The organism is Bacillus sp. PK3-067 (genome assembly GCF_056738645.1).
The window spans coordinates 1,386,971-1,405,787 of the sequence record NZ_CP096490.1 but is presented as its reverse complement, the minus strand read 5'-3'; the positions used below and the strand labels follow the sequence as shown (position 1 = coordinate 1,405,787).

At 34.1% G+C, this 18,817-nt stretch carries 18 protein-coding genes; 8 read left to right on the top strand and 10 right to left on the bottom strand.

Features of this window, described 5'->3' with window-relative positions; genetic code table 11:
• Positions 1–32 precede the first annotated feature (32 nt).
• The 7 genes from rluB to M1D73_RS07315 form a co-directional block, all read right to left on the bottom strand.
• Complete coding sequence (gene rluB / locus M1D73_RS07345) at positions 33–761, bottom strand: 23S rRNA pseudouridine(2605) synthase RluB (protein ID WP_000440556.1); 729 nt, start codon at positions 759–761, stop codon at positions 33–35.
• A gap of 289 nt (positions 762–1,050) precedes the next feature.
• Positions 1,051–1,581 (bottom strand): spore maturation protein SpmB, encoded by a 531-nt coding sequence (spmB, locus tag M1D73_RS07340; RefSeq protein ID WP_000029514.1) that lies wholly within the window; start codon positions 1,579–1,581, stop codon positions 1,051–1,053.
• On the bottom strand, positions 1,578–2,174 hold the full coding sequence (spmA, locus tag M1D73_RS07335; RefSeq protein WP_121868160.1) for a spore maturation protein SpmA: 597 nt from the start codon (positions 2,172–2,174) through the stop codon (positions 1,578–1,580). The genes spmB and spmA overlap by 4 nt, the downstream gene beginning before the upstream one ends.
• A complete protein-coding gene (dacB, locus tag M1D73_RS07330) occupies positions 2,167–3,291 on the bottom strand; it encodes a D-alanyl-D-alanine carboxypeptidase DacB (protein WP_001252638.1) in 1,125 nt (374 codons plus the stop codon). The genes spmA and dacB overlap by 8 nt, the downstream gene beginning before the upstream one ends.
• Before the next feature lie 113 nt (positions 3,292–3,404).
• Positions 3,405–4,319, bottom strand: a complete 915-nt coding sequence (locus M1D73_RS07325) for a superoxide dismutase (RefSeq protein ID WP_001075741.1) — start codon at positions 4,317–4,319, stop codon at positions 3,405–3,407.
• A 105-nt stretch (positions 4,320–4,424) separates the two neighbouring features.
• Entirely contained in the window at positions 4,425–4,916 is a 492-nt protein-coding gene (locus M1D73_RS07320; protein ID WP_000067557.1) for a YpuI family protein, read from the bottom strand.
• Between the two features lie 22 nt (positions 4,917–4,938).
• Positions 4,939–5,328 carry a hypothetical protein gene (locus tag M1D73_RS07315; protein ID WP_000584367.1) on the bottom strand — a complete coding sequence of 130 codons (390 nt, stop codon included), beginning with the start codon at positions 5,326–5,328 and terminating at the stop codon, positions 4,939–4,941.
• Between the two features lie 184 nt (positions 5,329–5,512).
• On the opposite strand from M1D73_RS07315, the gene mprF reads away from it, so the two are divergent.
• On the top strand, positions 5,513–8,092 hold the full coding sequence (mprF, locus tag M1D73_RS07310) for a bifunctional lysylphosphatidylglycerol flippase/synthetase MprF (RefSeq protein WP_000010850.1): 2,580 nt from the start codon (positions 5,513–5,515) through the stop codon (positions 8,090–8,092).
• Positions 8,093–8,096: 4 nt separating this feature from the next.
• Here mprF and M1D73_RS07305 read toward each other — a convergent pair whose 3' ends face one another.
• Positions 8,097–8,885, bottom strand: a complete 789-nt coding sequence (locus M1D73_RS07305) for a hypothetical protein (protein WP_000232610.1) — start codon at positions 8,883–8,885, stop codon at positions 8,097–8,099.
• A 177-nt stretch (positions 8,886–9,062) separates the two neighbouring features.
• Here M1D73_RS07305 and deoD point away from each other — a divergent pair, with 177 nt between their 5' ends.
• The 4 genes from deoD (at position 9,063) to M1D73_RS07285 (ending at position 12,773) form a co-directional block, all read left to right on the top strand.
• Positions 9,063–9,770, top strand: coding sequence for a purine-nucleoside phosphorylase (gene deoD / locus M1D73_RS07300; protein WP_000110703.1), 708 nt, complete (start codon positions 9,063–9,065; stop codon positions 9,768–9,770).
• A 234-nt stretch (positions 9,771–10,004) separates the two neighbouring features.
• The gene (locus M1D73_RS07295) at positions 10,005–11,819 is read left to right on the top strand and encodes a sensor histidine kinase (protein WP_000797520.1); all 1,815 of its coding nucleotides are present in this window, start codon (positions 10,005–10,007) and stop codon (positions 11,817–11,819) included.
• Positions 11,820–11,926: 107 nt separating this feature from the next.
• Positions 11,927–12,457 (top strand): tyrosine-type recombinase/integrase, encoded by a 531-nt coding sequence (locus tag M1D73_RS07290; RefSeq protein WP_000806236.1) that lies wholly within the window; start codon positions 11,927–11,929, stop codon positions 12,455–12,457.
• Between the two features lie 121 nt (positions 12,458–12,578).
• Positions 12,579–12,773, top strand: coding sequence for a DUF3924 domain-containing protein (locus tag M1D73_RS07285; RefSeq protein WP_001094860.1), 195 nt, complete (start codon positions 12,579–12,581; stop codon positions 12,771–12,773).
• Between the two features lie 214 nt (positions 12,774–12,987).
• On the opposite strand, the gene M1D73_RS07280 is transcribed toward M1D73_RS07285, so the two are convergent.
• Complete coding sequence (locus M1D73_RS07280; protein ID WP_000897329.1) at positions 12,988–13,833, bottom strand: DUF72 domain-containing protein; 846 nt, start codon at positions 13,831–13,833, stop codon at positions 12,988–12,990.
• Positions 13,834–13,972: 139 nt separating this feature from the next.
• On the opposite strand from M1D73_RS07280, the gene M1D73_RS07275 reads away from it, so the two are divergent.
• The 3 genes from M1D73_RS07275 (at position 13,973) to M1D73_RS07265 (ending at position 16,388) form a co-directional block, all read left to right on the top strand.
• Positions 13,973–15,244 carry an ATP-binding protein gene (locus tag M1D73_RS07275; protein WP_000937237.1) on the top strand — a complete coding sequence of 424 codons (1,272 nt, stop codon included), beginning with the start codon at positions 13,973–13,975 and terminating at the stop codon, positions 15,242–15,244.
• A gap of 220 nt (positions 15,245–15,464) precedes the next feature.
• Positions 15,465–15,743, top strand: coding sequence for a hypothetical protein (locus tag M1D73_RS07270; protein WP_033689285.1), 279 nt, complete (start codon positions 15,465–15,467; stop codon positions 15,741–15,743).
• Positions 15,744–15,959: 216 nt separating this feature from the next.
• Positions 15,960–16,388 carry a hypothetical protein gene (locus tag M1D73_RS07265; RefSeq protein ID WP_001265547.1) on the top strand — a complete coding sequence of 143 codons (429 nt, stop codon included), beginning with the start codon at positions 15,960–15,962 and terminating at the stop codon, positions 16,386–16,388.
• 124 nt (positions 16,389–16,512) lie between these two features.
• On the opposite strand, the gene M1D73_RS07260 is transcribed toward M1D73_RS07265, so the two are convergent.
• Positions 16,513–18,555, bottom strand: a complete 2,043-nt coding sequence (locus M1D73_RS07260) for a transglycosylase domain-containing protein (protein ID WP_481158010.1) — start codon at positions 18,553–18,555, stop codon at positions 16,513–16,515.
• Between the last annotated feature and the right edge of the window lie 262 nt (positions 18,556–18,817).

Here is an 18,817-nt window from a genome sequence, read left to right as displayed (position 1 = left end):
GCACTCCACTGGTGAATTTTTAACTCTATAGCTTATCTTGGCTTTGTAGAAGCAAGCGCGCGTAATTGTTTCACCTCATGTGGTGTCAATTCTCTCGCATCACCAGGTCGCAGGCTTCCTACTTCTAAGAAAGCATAACGTTCACGTTTTAATTTCACTACTTTACAGTCTAACGCTTCAAACATACGACGTACTTGACGATTACGTCCTTCATGAATTGTTAATTGTACAATAGCCATTTCTTTACGCTTGTCCCAAGAAATAATTTTCACACGTGCTGGTGCTGTTTTACCGTCTTCTAACGTAACACCGCGTTCTAACATGCGAATTTTCTCACCTGTTAATGGCCCTTTTATTTTTGCAACATATGTTTTTTCAACTTTATATCTAGGATGCATTAATACGTTTGCGAAGTCCCCATCGTTTGTCATTAATAATACGCCAGACGTATCATAATCTAAGCGTCCGATTGGGAATAAACGTTGTGTAATTTCCGGGAAAAAGTCCGTTACAACACTTCTTCCTTTATCGTCTGATACACTTGAAATTACGCCAGTTGGTTTATATAGTAAAAAATAAACAGGTTCTTCTTTTTCAAGAGGGATATTATTTACTTCTACTTTATCTTGAGGAGTTACTTTTGTCCCTAACTCTTTCACTATTTTTCCATTAACTTTCACTTTTCCTTGCTGAATTAATTCCTCAGCCTTTCTTCTCGATGCAATACCTGCTTGCGCAATCACTTTTTGTAATCGTTCCATTTCTTTTTTTCACCTCGAATTTATCTTACCTTACATTAGAAAGACTTGGCAACCGCATACGCTTTACGGCTATTCGCTTCATCTTACTTAAACAACATAGCGATGATAATAAACATATAAAGGTCAAATCATGTTTTTACCCTTTATTATTGTCCATATTTTTCATATTTCTCACAATAAAAGTTCATCATTTTGTCAAAAATACCACATAAAAAAACCACTATTAAGCTACACCTTAATAGTGGTCGTATACGTATTATAAGCGAAATAGCGTAAAAAATGAATAGTATTACTGAAACAATAAAGAAACGAACACAATTGAGCATATAATCCCGATTAAATCTGCAAAAAGTCCTACTTTTAGTGCATCCCCCATTTTTCTAATCCCAACCGCTCCAAAATATACAGTTAAAATATAGAAAGTCGTATCTGTGCTCCCTTGCATCGTAGAAGCCAATCTCCCAATAAACGAATCTGGCCCATATGTTGCAATTAAATCGGTCGTAATACTTAAACCAGCAGAGCCTGAAATAGGGCGTATAAGTGCTAAGGGTACAATTTCTGCTGGAACATGGATCAAATCTAACATTGGCTTCATTACCGATATCATTGCATCTAACGCACCTGAAGACCGGAATATAGAAATAGACACAAGCATTCCAACCATAAACGGTAAGATGGAAATTGCAATTTGAATCCCTTCTTTTCCTCCCTCAACGAACGATTCATACGTCGGCACTTTCTTTATTGTGCCATATAAAAGGATAAAACCAATTACACAAGGGATTACCCATAAGGAAATTGTATTTACAATGCTCATTTTTTCCGCCCCTTTCTACTCCTTCTTCGGTAAAAATAGCGGTCAATCCAAATTGCCCCAATCATAGAAAGTACTTGTGCAATAAATGTTACCCCAACAATTTCAGTAGGATTCGCTGATTCATACGTCATTCGAATGGAAATGACTGTCGTAGGAATTAATGTAATAGCTGATGTATTTAATGCTAGAAACGTCACCATAGAACGGCTCGCCGAATCCTTTCCTCCATTTAACTCTTTCAGTTGTTCCATCGCTTTAATACCAAGAGGGGTCGCTGCATTACCTAGACCAAAAAAGTTTGCCATCATATTTGATAGAATAAATCCCATAGACGGATGATTCTTTGGTATTTCTGGAAACAACCTTTTTACTATCGGCATAAAAAGTGTAACTAATTTTTTTAACAATCCGGCTTCCTCTGCAATTTTCATTAAACCGAGCCAAAATACTAAAACACTAATAAGTCCTATACAAATCGTTACCGCATCTTTTGCTCCGTCAAATACAGCTTTATTCACTTCTTCCATCGTTCCATTTATCATGGCGTATACAATCCCAATGACAGCCATCGCTACCCATACGAGATTAACCATCGTTCCCAACACCTATCATGTAAGAAAAAATTTCTTTCACATTATTCCAGTAAAGTCCCGTTGTAGCTACTAACTTTCGTTTACTATAAAATAAATTCCGTTCTCCAACTTTTTCATTACCAACATAAATGTCTGTCTTCCCAACCTTTACTCCATCCGTAAGTTTTGTACTTTTATCGAGTTCAACTTTTAATACTACGTTCTTTTTTTCTTCTTCAGTTAACGGTACCGAAAAACTATTTTTCGTATAAACATGGTTGGCATACTTCTTTTCATTTATTTCAGCAATTGCTCCTTGTCCTAAAACTTTCGTTTGTTTGAAACGGTCAAAACCTTTATCAAACAAATTCATATGATCATCCCAATCACTAGAGGCACTCAAAGTTACGACAATTAAATCTAGTCCACCTTTTGATGCCGTTGTAACAAGCGTTCGCCCAGCTTTCTTCGTAAAGCCTGTTTTTCCCCCTGTTGCAAATTCATAATAAGACGTTACCAGCTTATGTTTATTTTTCCACGGGTAATCCCAAGAATCTGATTTATATGTTTTGGTTCCAAAGATTTTCTTAAATGTCTCGTTTCCCATTGCATATTTCGTTAATAATGCCATATCGTAAGCCGACGAATAATGTGATCCATCTCCATCTAAGCCATGAGGGTTTGAGAAGTGCGTATCTTTCATTCCAATTTCTTTCGCTTTTTGATTCATTAAATATACGAATCCATCTATACTCCCACCCACACTTTCAGCAATTACTTGCGCTGCGTCATTACCAGATCTAAGCATGAGTCCGTATACTAAATCTTCTAACTTCACTTTTTGTCCAGGCTTTAAATAGATTGCCGATCCTTCCACCCTCACCGCTTCATTACTAACTGATACCATTTCTTTCATCTTCCCTGATTCAGCAGCTAATAAGGCGGTCATAATTTTTGTTATACTAGCAATTTTTTGAGGCTCATGTTCTGCCTTTCCGTATAATACACGACCAGACTGTTGCTCCATTAATACAGCATTTCGAGCACTAACATTGCTGTTCATCTTTGCATATGTAGGAATCGGCATAACGCTTGCATACATCATAAGAAGCGTAATGATTACACAAATTCGTCTCATATTTCCCCCCCACGTCCTTTTGGCACTTTTTGTACAAGTGTATGCTTGGCCTTTTAAAATATGAACGAAATCTTCCTTCTACTTCCATTAAAAAAGACGCAGAGAATTTGCGTCTAATATGGTGTCCATTCAATTTGTTTCGCAGTTTCAAACCTTTTTTCTACATCAGGCCAATTTACAACATTCCACCAGTTTTTAATATATTCATCTTTTCGATTTTGGTATTGTAAATAATACGCATGTTCCCAGACATCTAGTACAAGGAGCGGTATCGTATCCCATTGTGTAAATAATTGATGAAGTGTACTTTGCAAAATTTCTAACCTTCCAGACCGGGGTACCCAAACGAGAATTGCCCAGCCTGAACCTTCTACTTTAGAGGCTGCTTCTGTAAAATGTTTTTGGAAACGTAAAAAGCTCCCAAAATCTTGTTCAATTTGTTGTGAAAAAGTTCCTCTTGGACTTCCACCACCGTCTTTTTTCATGTTATTCCAAAATATCGTGTGTAAGTAATGACCTGACCCATGAAAAGCCGCTTCCCTTTCCCAATGCTTAATTAAATCAAATTTATTTGTTTTTCTCGCTTCTTCCATCATCTTCTCTGCTTTATTTAATCCTTCCACGTAACTCCGATGATGTTTATCATGATGTAACATCATAATTTCTTTAGAAATATACGGTTCTAACGCATTATATGGATAAGGTAATGGCGGGAGTGTATGTCCTCCAATTGGGACAGCTCGTTCACTATCCCCTCTTTCATATAATTCATATTCCTCTTCTTCTTGCATAAATACTTCCTGCAAGTGATGCTGAATATGTTCTACATCATCGCTTATTTCATACATAAACTCTGCATCTGTTTCATACTCATGCTCTTTCATACGCTCTAATAACGTCTGAATTTTATAAGCAAGCATATGGACATCATACACTTCCATTGCGCGACTATCTAATACGTGAAGAACACTTTCACACCAATTTTCTACTTCATGAAAGTAATCTGTAAATACACCTTGCTGATTCATGTTGCACCTCCCTAATGCTATCCACTTAACTATATTCAATGAAAATCCCTTATATAACTGTACAAAAGGAAAAGAAGCTAAGTCACCTTAGCTTCTTTTCCTCAATCAATATTTGTGTAACATCTTTGTCTGATAATCCGTCTCATAATATTCTAGTTCTTCACGCATCAATTGAAATTTACCTTCTAAACTCTTCATCACTTGCTCTAAAGATGCAGGTGGTGTTTGTTGAAAAACGATAGAATTTTTCCCTGTATATGCAGACCGACTATTTTCATACCAATGATCACTCTTCGGTGAAAAAAACTCTGCAATTACTTGATGGTAAATCTTATATAAAATTTTTTCAGCTGCTGTTTTTCGAAATGGCTGGCTATTCAACAAAACAAAACATGCATCCTGTCCTTCTTCGCAAAAAACGAGAAGTCGTCTCATTGATGCTAATAACCCTTTATAATATCGCTCATTCCCTGCTGGTGTTTCCTCTAATAAAGAAGGTAACGTATGATAATTTACATAATTGGTTATCAAATTAATAGCATCTTCTAAAAATATAGAAACTTGTTCTGTTTGATTTTCAACCATCAAATTAGACATTTTTTCTCTCTCCTTTGCCATTTCACGCTATTTCTACTCTTTTATTTTTATGTAATTCAGCCAATATTTCTTGTACTTTCGACACCGTTCCCTCATCAAAATATTGTTGAAATTCTTCCATATTATTTAAATACAAACGTTTTTGCGCACGAAGCTCCTTATCTTTCATTAAACAACATATCGCTACAATATCGCGCAAATATATGTTTTGTTCTTCTACTTTATACACTGGATTTCCTTCAAAAGGAGTAATTTCTTGTAAAACTTCTTCAAAATATCGAACGTATAAAACCGAAAAAGTTTTCTCTTTACCATTTAATATATATGTCACTTCAGATCTGTTAAAAAAATCTTCTGATGTATTAGGTTTCTCTTTTTCTAACTCATATCCTACGTAACCTTTTATAATCATATACTCCCCCCTCACCCTTCTTTCACCTTATTCTAACTTAATTTTCCGATAAACAAAATATTCTTTTAAATATACCTATATAAAAAATAGCTCCCCTATACAGGAAATTACCTTTTTATTTTTCTTGAAGTTTGTCATAATAATATTATTGTCTCAGTTTTCTTATACAAGGAGAGTTGTATTTATGTCGTTTTCATGGAAACGTTTCTTACAAATCGGGAAAATTATCTTCCCATTTGTTGTATTAACAATTGTATTCTTTCAAGCAAAAAAAGAATTAGCGGGCATTTCTTTTTTAGAAGCGATTGATACAATTAAAAACATTCCAACTGGAGGAGTCTTTTTAGCAATTACACTTGGTGCATTCGCTGTATCAACAATGTTCTTTTATGACTATGTTATGCTTCGTTACTTAAAAGCTGACATTCCTGTCCAAAAGATTTTCCGTATCTCGTGGATTGCTAATACTTTAAATGGATTTATCGGGTTTGGTGGTCTTGTTGGAGCCGGCGTACGCACAATGCTTTATCGTCCATATATAAAAGAAAATGGAAAACTTATTAAAAGTATCGCTTGGATGACAACTGCCTTTATTAATGGATTAGCCATTCTTTCATTTCTTGGTCTTATCGGAATATTAGACACGAGATTTATTTTGCATGAAAAACCATGGCTATGGCCTGTTCTTATCTTCTTCGCTCTTTTCGTCCCTATATATATCGGATTTTCTAAATTAAAAAATAGAAAAGCGACGCAAACAGAGGAACAAGAAGAAGAGGAGAAAAACCCAACTGTTTTATACTCATTAGTTTCATTAGTCGAATGGGTATCTGCTGGTATTGTTATGTACGTCATATTACTATTATTTGGCATTGAAATCGAATTCCAAAAGTTTTTAGGCGTATATGTTATTGCTGCTTTAGCTGGTGTCGTTAGTCTTGTTCCTGGTGGCCTTGGATCATTTGATCTTGTCTTCTTAACTGGGCTTGGGCAATACGGCATCGATACAGGTGTTTTACTCCCTGCTATGTTATTATATCGTCTCGTCTATTACATCTTGCCCTTCTGCCTTGGTCTCATTTTTGCAGCTTTTGAAATGACAGGAGTAGCCATTAAAAAGTTTGAAGATAAACCTTTTATTGCGCCTGCATTAGAGACAACTGGTGTTATATGGACTTTGCAGCGTGACTTTCTAGGAAAGTTAGGTTCTTGGGCATCTGCTGCTTTAACAGTATTTGCTGGCTTAATGGTTATTTTATCAACCATTCTACCGACAAGTATAAATCGGGCACACGCCTTACATATTCTAGCTCCAAAACATCTTATTCAATTTTCTTTTAGCTTATCGCTAACATTCGGTATTCTCCTCCTCATTCTTTCGCGGGGGATATATTACGGAACAAAACGTTCTTATTATATGACGATTGTTTCTTTAATAGGAGCGGCTATTTTTAACACACTAAAAGGAATTGATGTTGAAGAAACTTTTATTTTATTAATCGTACTCGCTGTATTGTATATGCTTCGTAAAAGGTTTGTACGTGAGAAAATGGAAGTCTCACTTTCCGATATCGTAAAAGTTTTTATATTCCTACTTGTAACGTTATATTTATATAAAAACTTAGGTATTTTATTTGCAGGTGCAAAAGAAGCTTTCAAACCTGATTTTGTCGTTCGTAATATTACACAAGTAAAACGAAGTGCATTAGCAGCTGCCTTTTTTGTTCCTACTTTTTTACTAATTGGTTCACTCATTGCAAATCGTTATCGAAATGAATTTCCCGGGCAACCAGCTAATGATAAACGATTACAAAACTTCTTAGATGAACATGGTGGAAATGTACTTAGTCATTTAGGTTTTTTAGGAGATAAACAGTTCTTTTTCAGTAGTGATGGAAAAGCACTCATTCTCTTCTCAATAACTGGAAAACGACTTATTGTACTGGGTGATCCAATTGGGGACCCTTCCTCCTATCGTACTGTATTGCAAGAGTTTTTAGCTGAGGCTGATCGATTTGGATACATTTGTGTATTCTATCAAATTGAAAGTAAATGGATGAGTTTATACCACGATTTTGGTTATAACTTCTTTAAGCTTGGTGAAGAAGCTGTTGTTGATTTAAATACCTTTACAATAACAGGAAAGAAACGCGCTGGCATGCGAGCTACTTTCAACCGTTTTGAAAGAGAAGGCTATACATTCTCTATTCATGAGCCATCTTTCTCCGACGAATTATATGAAGAGTTAAGAAAAGTTTCAGATGCATGGCTTGGTGGAAAAAAAGAGAAAGGTTTTTCACTCGGATACTTCGATCGTGAATATATTAGTCGCGCTCCTATCGCAACATTATCTGATGCGGATGGAAAAATTATTGCATTCACAACATTCATGCCTGTATATCAAAACGGATCATTATCTGTCGATTTAATGCGATATTATCCAGATGCGCCTAGCGGCATTATGGACGCAATTTTCATCCACTTATTCCAGTGGGCAAAAGAAAATGAATACCACTCCTTTAATATCGGTATGGCACCACTTTCAAATGTTGGTTTATCCACACAGTCTTTCTGGTCTGAACGAGTGGCTGCTGCAATCTTTAATAACGTTCGTTATACGTATAGTTTCAGCGGATTACGACATTTTAAAGAAAAATATAAACCAGCATGGAGCGGTAAATATTTAGCATTTAGGAAGAATCATTCTTTACCAATTACAATGCTCTCTGTAACAAAATTAATAGGAAAAAGAAAAAACAGCTAAATTCTTAGCTGTTTTTTCTTTTTTGAACTTGTACAATAAATTCTTTTTCATACTTCTTACCATTTATATAGAAATTCCCCCACATTTTATACGTGCCCTCGGCAGGAAATGTAATTCGGTATTGTAATTGCTCATCCGTATCTACAGGCATAGCGTATAAAAAATTCTCCTTCGTTTCATCCACTATATAGAGTGACTCTACTTCTCCTCTCTCTGAATGCAATTTCAATTTTTCACCCTTTTTCGCTTGAAACTGAAATGTTAACGTAACTGGTTCATTCGGATGTAATGCGCCAAATAAAAGAGAAACTTCATACTCTCCTATTTTTTTTGTAAGTACACTGTCGATTGGAAATTTCACTTTTTTCTTATTGTTCTCCTCTTTCGTTCTACCAAAATTCTTCCTAGCGAATGACTCTACGGACTTATTTTTGTCTTCGTATAAAAATATTGTATATTCTTCGTCTTTTGCTATTTTGGAAGATAACTTATATGACCCGTTCCCTGCAAATGTGGGTTTAATTTGTTGTATGTTTTTTAACTGTCCATCTACAATCACTGCCCGCATTTGATCATTTACACCACGAATTTCATTATTCTTGTTGTTTAACAACTGAAATACAATATCTACTTTCTCATTTCCCTTTCCATTTGAAACATCCCACTTTACTTCCTGAACATCTCCTACAGTCTCTTCGTTTTCTTGATATTTTTTTATGTAAAATCCTCCTGCCACAATAAGTACTAACGCAATAAGCCCAATGACAAGATTTTTCAAAACATCACCTACCATTTTTATTGTCTCTATTCATACAAAACTTCTTAAGATATATATTCTAGATTATGATTTATGAAATCCTCCTATTTTGCACATATTACAAATAATAAAAAGATTTTAATTGAAAGGATTCGTAGTGTATAATGCAAATGATATTGATTTCTATCAATACATTATAAGGAGGACTTTTTTATGAGTGTACATATCGAAGCAAAACAAGGCGAAATCGCTGAATCTATTCTATTACCTGGTGATCCATTACGTGCAAAATATATCGCTGAAACATTTCTAGAGGACGTTACTTGCTATAATAATGTGCGTGGTATGTTAGGTTTCACTGGAACTTATAAAGGAAAACGTGTATCTGTTCAAGGTACAGGTATGGGTGTTCCTTCTATTTCTATTTATGTAAACGAATTAATCCAAAGCTACGGAGTTAAAAATTTAATTCGCGTTGGAACTTGCGGTGCAATTCAAAAAGATGTAAAAGTTCGTGATGTTATTATCGCAATGACGGCTTGTACTGATTCTAATATGAACCGTTTAACATTCCCAGGATTTGATTTTGCACCAGCTGCAAACTTTGACCTTTTAAAGAAAGCTTATGATGCTGGAACTGAAAAAGGATTACACGTTCGTGTCGGTAACGTTTTAACAGCAGATGTGTTTTATCGTGAAAGCATGGACATAGTTAAAAAACTTGGAGATTACGGTGTATTAGCAGTAGAAATGGAAACAACTGCTCTTTACACATTAGCAGCGAAATACGGTGTAAATGCATTATCTGTATTAACAGTTAGCGATCACATCTTCACTGGCGAAGAAACAACATCTGAAGAGCGTCAAACTACATTTAACGAAATGATTGAAATCGCTTTAGATGCAGCAATTCAACAATAATACACTAAAGAACTTGTCATACGTCTGGCGAGTTCTTTTTATGTGACTTTTTATAAATAACTACTTTATAAAGAGACAGATTTCTCCCCTCTACTTTCTTGTAACGTTTGTTATAATGAAGTGAAACTTTAATCAGTGGAGGGTTTTTCCATCCCCCACTGATTATTAGTTGAACCAATCGGATTTAACGGGATAAAGAAATCATTTACAGTATTTCTCATAAGAGGTGACGCAGTGAAAAACAGAAGTATCGTCTTTAAACTATTTTTATTAACATCCACTTTATTTACAATCATATTCCTACTTTTTTTCCTAGGACAATCTCTATTTTTAGAAAAATTTTATATTAACAAGAAAGTAAAAACAGTCCAAACTGCTTTTGAAAAATTCGTAGATAATTACGATAAAAGTGATAAAAGTTATGAGCAGGTTAGAAAACTAAAACAAGAATTTCATGATAAAACAAATGCAGATATGCAGTTTTTGGATTCCAACGGCATTATTAAAAGTGATAATAATTACTATATCGATGTCATTAATCCCAAAAATGAAAAACAGTATTCCATACCACTCAATAATCTTTTAACACCAGAAGAATATAATAAATTCGAAAATTTAGGCTTAAAAAAAGATGTAATAATCAATGTTGATGGAGTCGTACAAGAGAATAATATAATCACACCACAAAAATTAGGAACGAATTATAATCAATGGCAGAACGAACATTTCTATTCGGATTTTCAGTCAATTAATGGTAACCCTTCTAAGAACAGACTTGCAAGCCGATACAAATCTACAACTCGAATCGTCTTTACAGGTGTTATAACTAAGTTACAGCTCCCATCCAAAGCGGAGGTTCGTCTTGCAAATGATATTGAAACATTACAAGCCGTTCAATATTTTGCAGATATGATTAGAGAGGGAACTTCTAACTCGAACCAATTAAGTACTTTCATATTAGATGGCGGAGAAAATATAAAAAATAGTATCTTTGTAAAACCGATTATAGAAAATGGAAGGATTACAGAATACGCTTTTGCGATAGCATCTTTGCAGCCTGTTAATGAAGCGATGCTCGTTTTAAAAGATTATTATGTCTATGCCTTAATCATCGTGTTTCTCGTAATTATTTTGTTATCCTTCTACTACTCAAAAATCATTGTTAAGCCATTAATTAAAATAAATCGTGTTACAAAAAAAATGGCTAATTTTGATTTCAGCGAGAAATTACCTGTTACAGCTGACGATGAAATTGGCGGGCTTTCTGGCAGTATCAATACATTATCTGTAAATTTAAAAGATCGAATCGATCGATTAAATGTTGCTAATACAAAGTTACAACAAGATATTGAACGTGAACGTCAATTAGAAAAAACAAGAAAAGAATTCATTTCTGGCGTATCACACGAATTAAAAACACCGCTAAGTGTAATTAGAAGTTTTGCAGAAGGAATTAAAGATGGTGTTAGTAAGGATACTTCGTATTATACTGATGTTATTTTAGAAGAAACAGAAAATATGAACAGGCTGATTGTTGAAATGTTAGAATTAGCAAAGTTGGAATCTGGTACTTACAAACTAGATATGACGACGTTCTCAATCGGTGAATTAACGCAACAAGTCTACACAAAATTATTATTTAGCATGGAAGAAAAACATTTACAAGTGAACATCGATGCAGACCCTTCTATACTTGTTAAAGCAAATCGCAGTCGCATTGAGCAAGTAGTTGTGAACTTACTAAGTAATGCAATCCGTTATACGCCAGAGGGAGAAAAAATACAAGTCTCCATTATAGAAGCAGAAGATACCGTAAAAGTCGAAATCGAGAATACAGGAAACCCTATCCCTGAAGAAAGTCTTGAAAAAATTTGGGATCGCTTCTATCGTCTAGATGCATCACGTAGCCGTCACACTGGAGGTACCGGTCTCGGATTATCTATTGTAAAAAATATTTTAGACCTCCATCATGCCGAATACGGTGTGTATAATACGACTAACAGTGTTGTATTCTATTTCAATTTACAAAAAGTAAAAGAAGTCAAATAATTTGTCTTAATTTCACTAGGAGTTCACATGAAATTCACACTCTCCCTTTATAGTAAGAAACAAGTTAATCCTTTCCTTTACACATATAAAAGAGGAGAGTGCGTGAAATGAAACAAGCAGGACAACCTATTCAAAATGAAAAACAATTAGAAACTATCAAAAATATACTTTTACAATCTTCGAAACGTGATGGCTTATTATTCGTATTAGCTGTAAATTCTGGCTTAAAAGTAAGTGAAATCTTACAATTAAAAGTTAGTGATGTAATCGATGAAAATGAAAATGTTCGCCATTCCATTTTATTTTACAATGAAAAAGTAAAGAAACATAAATGGTTTGCTGTAAATGAAGACTTACAGCACGCAATCGAAGACTACATGAAAGAACGTAAAACTTGGAAACGTAATGAACCATTGTTAAAATCTCAAAAAGGAACAAAATCTATTACGAGACAACATGCATGGTACATTTTAAACAAAGCTGCAAAAGAAGTTGGATTAGAAGGGATTAGCTCACATACACTTCGAAAAACTTGGGGTTATTGTGCATACAAATCAGGTGTTGATATTGCATTTTTACAACACTTCTTTGATCACAGTACTCCATCAAAAACTTTAAAGTATATCGGTATTGCTTAATAACTCTTATACATAAAAAAGGTTACCATTTGAAAATTTGGTAACCTTTTTTATATTTCATATTCTCTTTTCTTGTCTCTCCTATACTGTAGTGGTACTCTAATAATAAGGGGGAGAAATTATGAACACACTTACAATTGAATTACCAAAAGAAACGGCTGAAAAACTTGATTTATTAAAACAAGCTTATGAAAAGAAAACAGGTGCTTCTATCTCTGAGAGCACTCTCGTTCAAACACTTATCTCAAAAGAATTTATCCAGGCGATAACTCCTTTTGATTTACAACAATTCGTCAACGGAAAAGAACAGCATTAATGCTGTTCTTTTTTTATCTCTATTTAAAATATACAAAGTTTTTTATATATTTTTAGAAAAACCATTGACAATGATAATGATAACCATTATCATTCATTATGAAGCCAACAATTGATGAATCAACCAAACGCTCAGTAACATTGTTACCCCTCTTTTTCATATAGAAAGGCACTGTACATTCCCCCTGTTTGTACAGTGCCTTTCTTGTTTATTATCATTCAAAAAAATTTAATTGCTCCGGCTTCGGCTCACCATATGTAATGTTCATCATTTTCATAAGCTGTTTCGCATTATCTGCTGCATCCCCACCTGAATTGTTGTTAAACAGTACGTATATATCCTTTGTTTTCTTTTTTAATTGCTCTAATCGTTCAACCCATTCTTCCAGTTCTTTATTGTTGTAGCGATATAAACAGCGAACCGCTCTCCAGTTTTCCCCTTTATCAAGCCAACCATGAACATTTCGACCGTGAAAACGTATTAATGCCATGTCTGAATTCGTAACCTCTAACACGAGTGGCACAGAACCTATCCCAGCCTGTGGTTCATCACAAATTGTATGAATCCATTTCTCTTGTTCTAGAAACTGTAACGTCCTATCTCTCATTTCTGGATAAAACCATGTTTGATTTCGAAATTCTATTGCACATGGTAAACCTTCCATTTTTTCTTTCGTATATCGAAGAAAATCTACATTTTTCTTTTTACAATCAAACCATGGTGGATATTGAAATAAAATCGTTTTTAATTTACCAGCTTCAATTAAGGGAAGAATAGATTGTTTATATACATCAAACATCTCATCGAACGTAGAAAAAGGAATTTCACCTTTCATATGTCCTGTCATTCCTTGATATGCTTTTACGATAAAAGAAAAATCTTTCGGTGTTTCCATTGCCCATTTTGTATAGTTTCGTGCAGGTTGCATCGCATAAAATGAGCTATCCACTTCTACTATAGGAAAATACTCGCTGTATGTTCGTAATTTATTTCTATTTTCATAGGGATTTATGTATAAAGAATCATGATCTCCCCATCCTGTCAATCCAATAAACAGCACATATACCCCTCCCTTTTTAACTTCATCTTCTATTCACTTTCCAAACACTTTGCATCATGTAGCCTTTTCTTTAAGAGTATCCTTATAAAAATATGATATACTATATGGAAGAATTTTTAAAATGAGGGGTTATTTATTTATGCTTCCAAACGATGCTACTGTATCTCATGAAAAACGAATTGAAGAACTAGAAAATAAAGTACGTTTTTATGAAGAACTTGTGAATCAATTACCACATCATTTCACATACAAAAATCCACATATTGGTTTACGAATAAAGAAAACTAGAACAACCCATTCCATTCAAGAAATACCAAAAGAGAATAAAGAGGCTCATTTTCAACTTACTTGTGATTCATTATTTTTATTTGAACAACTCGAAAAACACTTTGTACATATTTTTGATGCCTTTTCACATCATGTAACCTTTATCGATAATAAAGGGAATATTACTTTATGTAATCAAGTTGCTGCAGATGATTTCGGTGTAATACGAAATGATATTATCGGAAAACCGATTCAACAATTACTAAACTTGCCGGAAGAAAAAATTAAAGCGATTGAAACATTAAAAACGGGAACAGAAATATATAATGAAGAAGTTTTAGACAAAAACTATGGCATTATAAATAACCGAATTATTCGTGATTATAACGGGGAGATTTTTAGAGTTATTAGTGTCTTTCATTATTTAAATACAGAACGTGATGCAGAGAAGTTTTCGTTAGCAGGGCGAATCGCAGCTGGAATTGCACACGAAGTACGAAATCCTCTTACAACAGTACGAGGATACTTACAATTTTTACAAGAAAGTGTTTCTCCATCCAATAAAGAACTATTTAAAAATTTACTTATTCCTGAATTAGATCGAGCAAATAGTATCATTACAAAATTTTTATCTCTTTCAAAAACACGTGAATTTAAAAGAGAACCCTTTCCCATTAATACATTTTTACGTGAGTATATTCAACAGTTACTAGCTAGCGAAGTCTTTTTACATAACATTTCAATTGATTATAATTTTTCTACCGAATTAGATGATATATTAGTTCATATTGATCGTCATGAACTTGTGCAAGTTTTTTTAAACTTATTCCAGAACGCTGTCGATGCTCAAGGAGAAAAAAAACTTTCTATCCAAATCACTAGTTACCGCCTAGATAATTTTGTTCGTATTACTTTCACTGATAATGGGACTGGTATTCCACCAGCGATTCAAGACTATATCTTTGATCCATTCTTCTCAACAAAAGATTCCGGCACAGGTTTGGGCTTGTCAGTAACGAAAAAAATTATTCAAAATCATAACGGTACATTAAAAATGACTAGTAATGAAGATGGTACTACTTTTACTATTTCAATTCCAATCTTACCTAAAACAGCCCTTGAAAGATTAAATCAATACAAATAAAATCCAATCCACGAACTGCATGTCAATTGTTACATCCTTCAACAATTGACATGCAGTTTTTATGTTGAACTTTTCTTCTTTACATTATATAAAACCTTCTCTATATTTTACTTATTTTTTGCTAGCTGGGCCGATTTCTTATTTTTTTAGAAATGGTAGTTTGTCCAGCACGGATTTAGTAGAAATTTCATTTTAATATATAGTAATGACTATTGATTCTATGAAAGAAAAGAATGAAAAGATGAACAATAAAAATAAAGGAAAAGTATTTTATGGTAATGATTGTTGTGAAGTCAGAACTTGCAGTCACATTAACATCTCTAAGTCCGAACTTACAGAATTCGTTAGACTTCTTCAAGCTCTTGGCCAAGCTATTCTAGTTCAATATGGATCTGGTTGCCTAGGCGGAGGAACTACGGGGACTACTGGTGCTCAAGGGCCTCAACAAGGACCTGCGGGCGATACAACTGCGACACTATCTGTCTTCCGAATTTACTAACCACAATTTCCGAAAATATTTTGGGAGGACTAAGCACATTTATAAGTAATAGATGTGATTTTGATTGACTATTAAATCTCTCTTTTAATAAAAAGGTGCACTTGTTTGGGAGGATAAGTGCTCCTTCTTTACGTTTCTTTACCTCAAATTTACTCTATCTTAATCCTCATTTTGTATGATAAATAATGAAGTCAAAGATATGAAAGAGGGATGAAAATGAGAGTTATGTCACTAATACGCATTTGGTTTGCTCTTATGGTATGCATTATTTTCTGTGTAGGATTTTTTTTAACTCTAAAATATTCCACTATATCAAAAGCAGAGAGAAAAACTGTTCCATACAAACTTTTGTATACAAAACAAAGCAACATCCCTTATTCCAATGCAACAAATAATGAAAAAAAAGTTATAAAAGGAATGCTTATTACGAAAGCTTCTAGTTCCGAGGCGTTACTCCAAATTGCTGAAACGATTAAAGATCAGTATACAAATAAAAAAATCGATGAAATTACACTTTCTATCCACAATGAAAATAATGGTAATTACGAAGAAGAATTGCCTTACGAACCTATTAGTAAAGGCAAAATAATCGTCACATACGATTCCGAATCCTTTGGCAGTACGAATATTGTACTTAATGAGTAATATCATGTATCTCAACGGATATGGATTAATAGCTAATTAAGATAGACAAAAATCTCTACCGATTAAAATTTTATTTTGTTTTCATACAAAAAAAGAGGCGAATTTTTTTATTCGCCTCTTTCTTTTACCAAAATGAAGGAATCCATTCTTTCACTTTATCAAGCCACTCTTGTTGCTCTTGTTTTCGTTGTTGTTCCTCTTCTTTCCTTCTCTTCTCTTCTTCTTTTCTTCGTTTTTCCTCTTCTATTGTAGTCAATTGTTTTTTATAATCAGCCTCAGATATGAGCGATAACTGGAATGCTTTTTGAGCTGGATTTGCGTTTGCTTTTTTCATAATATCCCGGAACATTATCGTCGTAATTTGACTACCACCCGGAACATAATGATCGCTATCTGTTTTATCATATCCTACCCAAATCGCACCTACCAAATCTGGCGTGTATCCAACAAACCATGAATCCTTTGCACCGGTGCTCGGGCCATTTACAATTTGAGTAGTTCCTGTCTTACCTGCCGTATCAACATTATTAACTTTCGCCTTTTCACCCGTTCCCTTTTCGACAACACCTTTTAATAAATATGTCATCTTTTGAGAAATTTTCTCGCTCGTCACTCGTGTCTCTTTCTTATACCACTTTCCAAGTGTTTCACCTTCAGCATTTTGTACCTCCCTAATTGCATGAGCTTCCACTTGGACTCCATCATTTGCAAATGTACTGTATGCTTGAGCCATTACAAATGGAGATGTCCCCACATGCATACCGCCTAAAGCAATCGGATACGTACGATCTTCTGGCACTAATGGGATACCAAATCGCTCTAAAGATTTCAATCCTTTATCTAATCCAATTTGTTCTAATAGCCACACAGCTGAAACATTGTACGACTTTGCCACAGCTTCATACATTGTCACATCACCGTGAAAAGTATGATCGCTATTTTGTGGTTTATATTCTTTAATGTTAAATGGTTCATCTTTTAATATATCGTATACTTCATATCCTTGTTCTAACGCTGGTACATATACAGCCAAAGGCTTTAACGTTGAGCCAGGTTGTCTTTTTAATTGGGTTGCATGGTTAAACTGTAAAAACTGATACGGCCCTCTGCCTCCAACTAGAGCTGGTACACCACCTGTTTTTGGGTTCATAAGAACTACACCCGTTTGCATAAGTTGGTCTGAGCCACTATCTTTGAAATAACTATCATTATTCACAACGTCTTCTACAGCCTGTTGTTTTTTCGGGTCAAGCTCTGTATAAATACGATAACCACCCGCTAAAATTTCATTTTGTGTTAATTCGTACTTTTCCATCGCCTCTCTAACAATATAGTCTACATATTGAGAGTATTTTCCCTTGTATTTATCATCAACGCCACGTTTTAACACAAGTCCGCTCTCTTTTTCTTTATTATACTGTTCGTCAGAAATATACCCTTGCTCTTTCATTAAACTTAATACGACATTACGTCTTTCAATTGACTTGTTAAAGTTTTTATAAGGTGAATACGCAGATGGTGCTTTAATCAAGCCCGCAATCGTTGCAGCTTCTGAAATTGTTAAATCTTTTACATCTTTATCAAAATAAGATTTAGCTGCCCTTTTTATACCCCAAGCCCCTTCACCAAAATAAATTTGGTTCATATACATTTCAATGATTTCATCTTTCGTATACGTGCGCTCTATTTTTTTCGTTAAAAAATATTCCTTTATTTTTCGGGAGTATGTGCGGTCTTGTGTCAGAAATACATTTTTCGCAAGTTGTTGTGTTATTGTACTTCCCCCTGCTACAACTTCTCCTGCTGTAATATTTTTAAAAACCGCACTTATAATTCCACTATAATAAATACCATGATGGTTAAAAAATTCCTTATCTTCTACTGCAACAATTGCCTGAACCATAATATCAGGAATATCTTTTCTTTTAACGCCTTCTGTTTTCGAAGAAGCTAATTTAGTTGCGACCTCATTATTTGCATCATAAATTAAAGTCGGTTGTGGAACAGCTTGTTTTAATTCAGATATGTCTTGAATGGAAATTATTATATTTACAGCAATAAATAGAGTAACGAATACACTTCCCAATACAATTAATGAATTACGAAGTTTCTTCCTCTTATTGAACCACTCAAGCATTTTTTTAAAATGAGTGTTCTTCAATTTCATTCGTTCACTTCCTTCATTTATTTACACTCTTCTTTTTAAAAGGAAGAATATACCGCCTTTTAAATTTATTATAATAACGTAGTCATTCCTATAGTGTAAAGCTTTTCTTTTGCATTCATACTTTTTGCAAGAAAAGGACATTCTACAAGTAAGATATTCACTATTGGATATTAATATTATTAATAGAACAACGAGAGTTATGTTAAGTTTTTGTAAACTTTTCGATAAAATGTTTTAAAAAACGACAGTTTTTTGTTAGAAT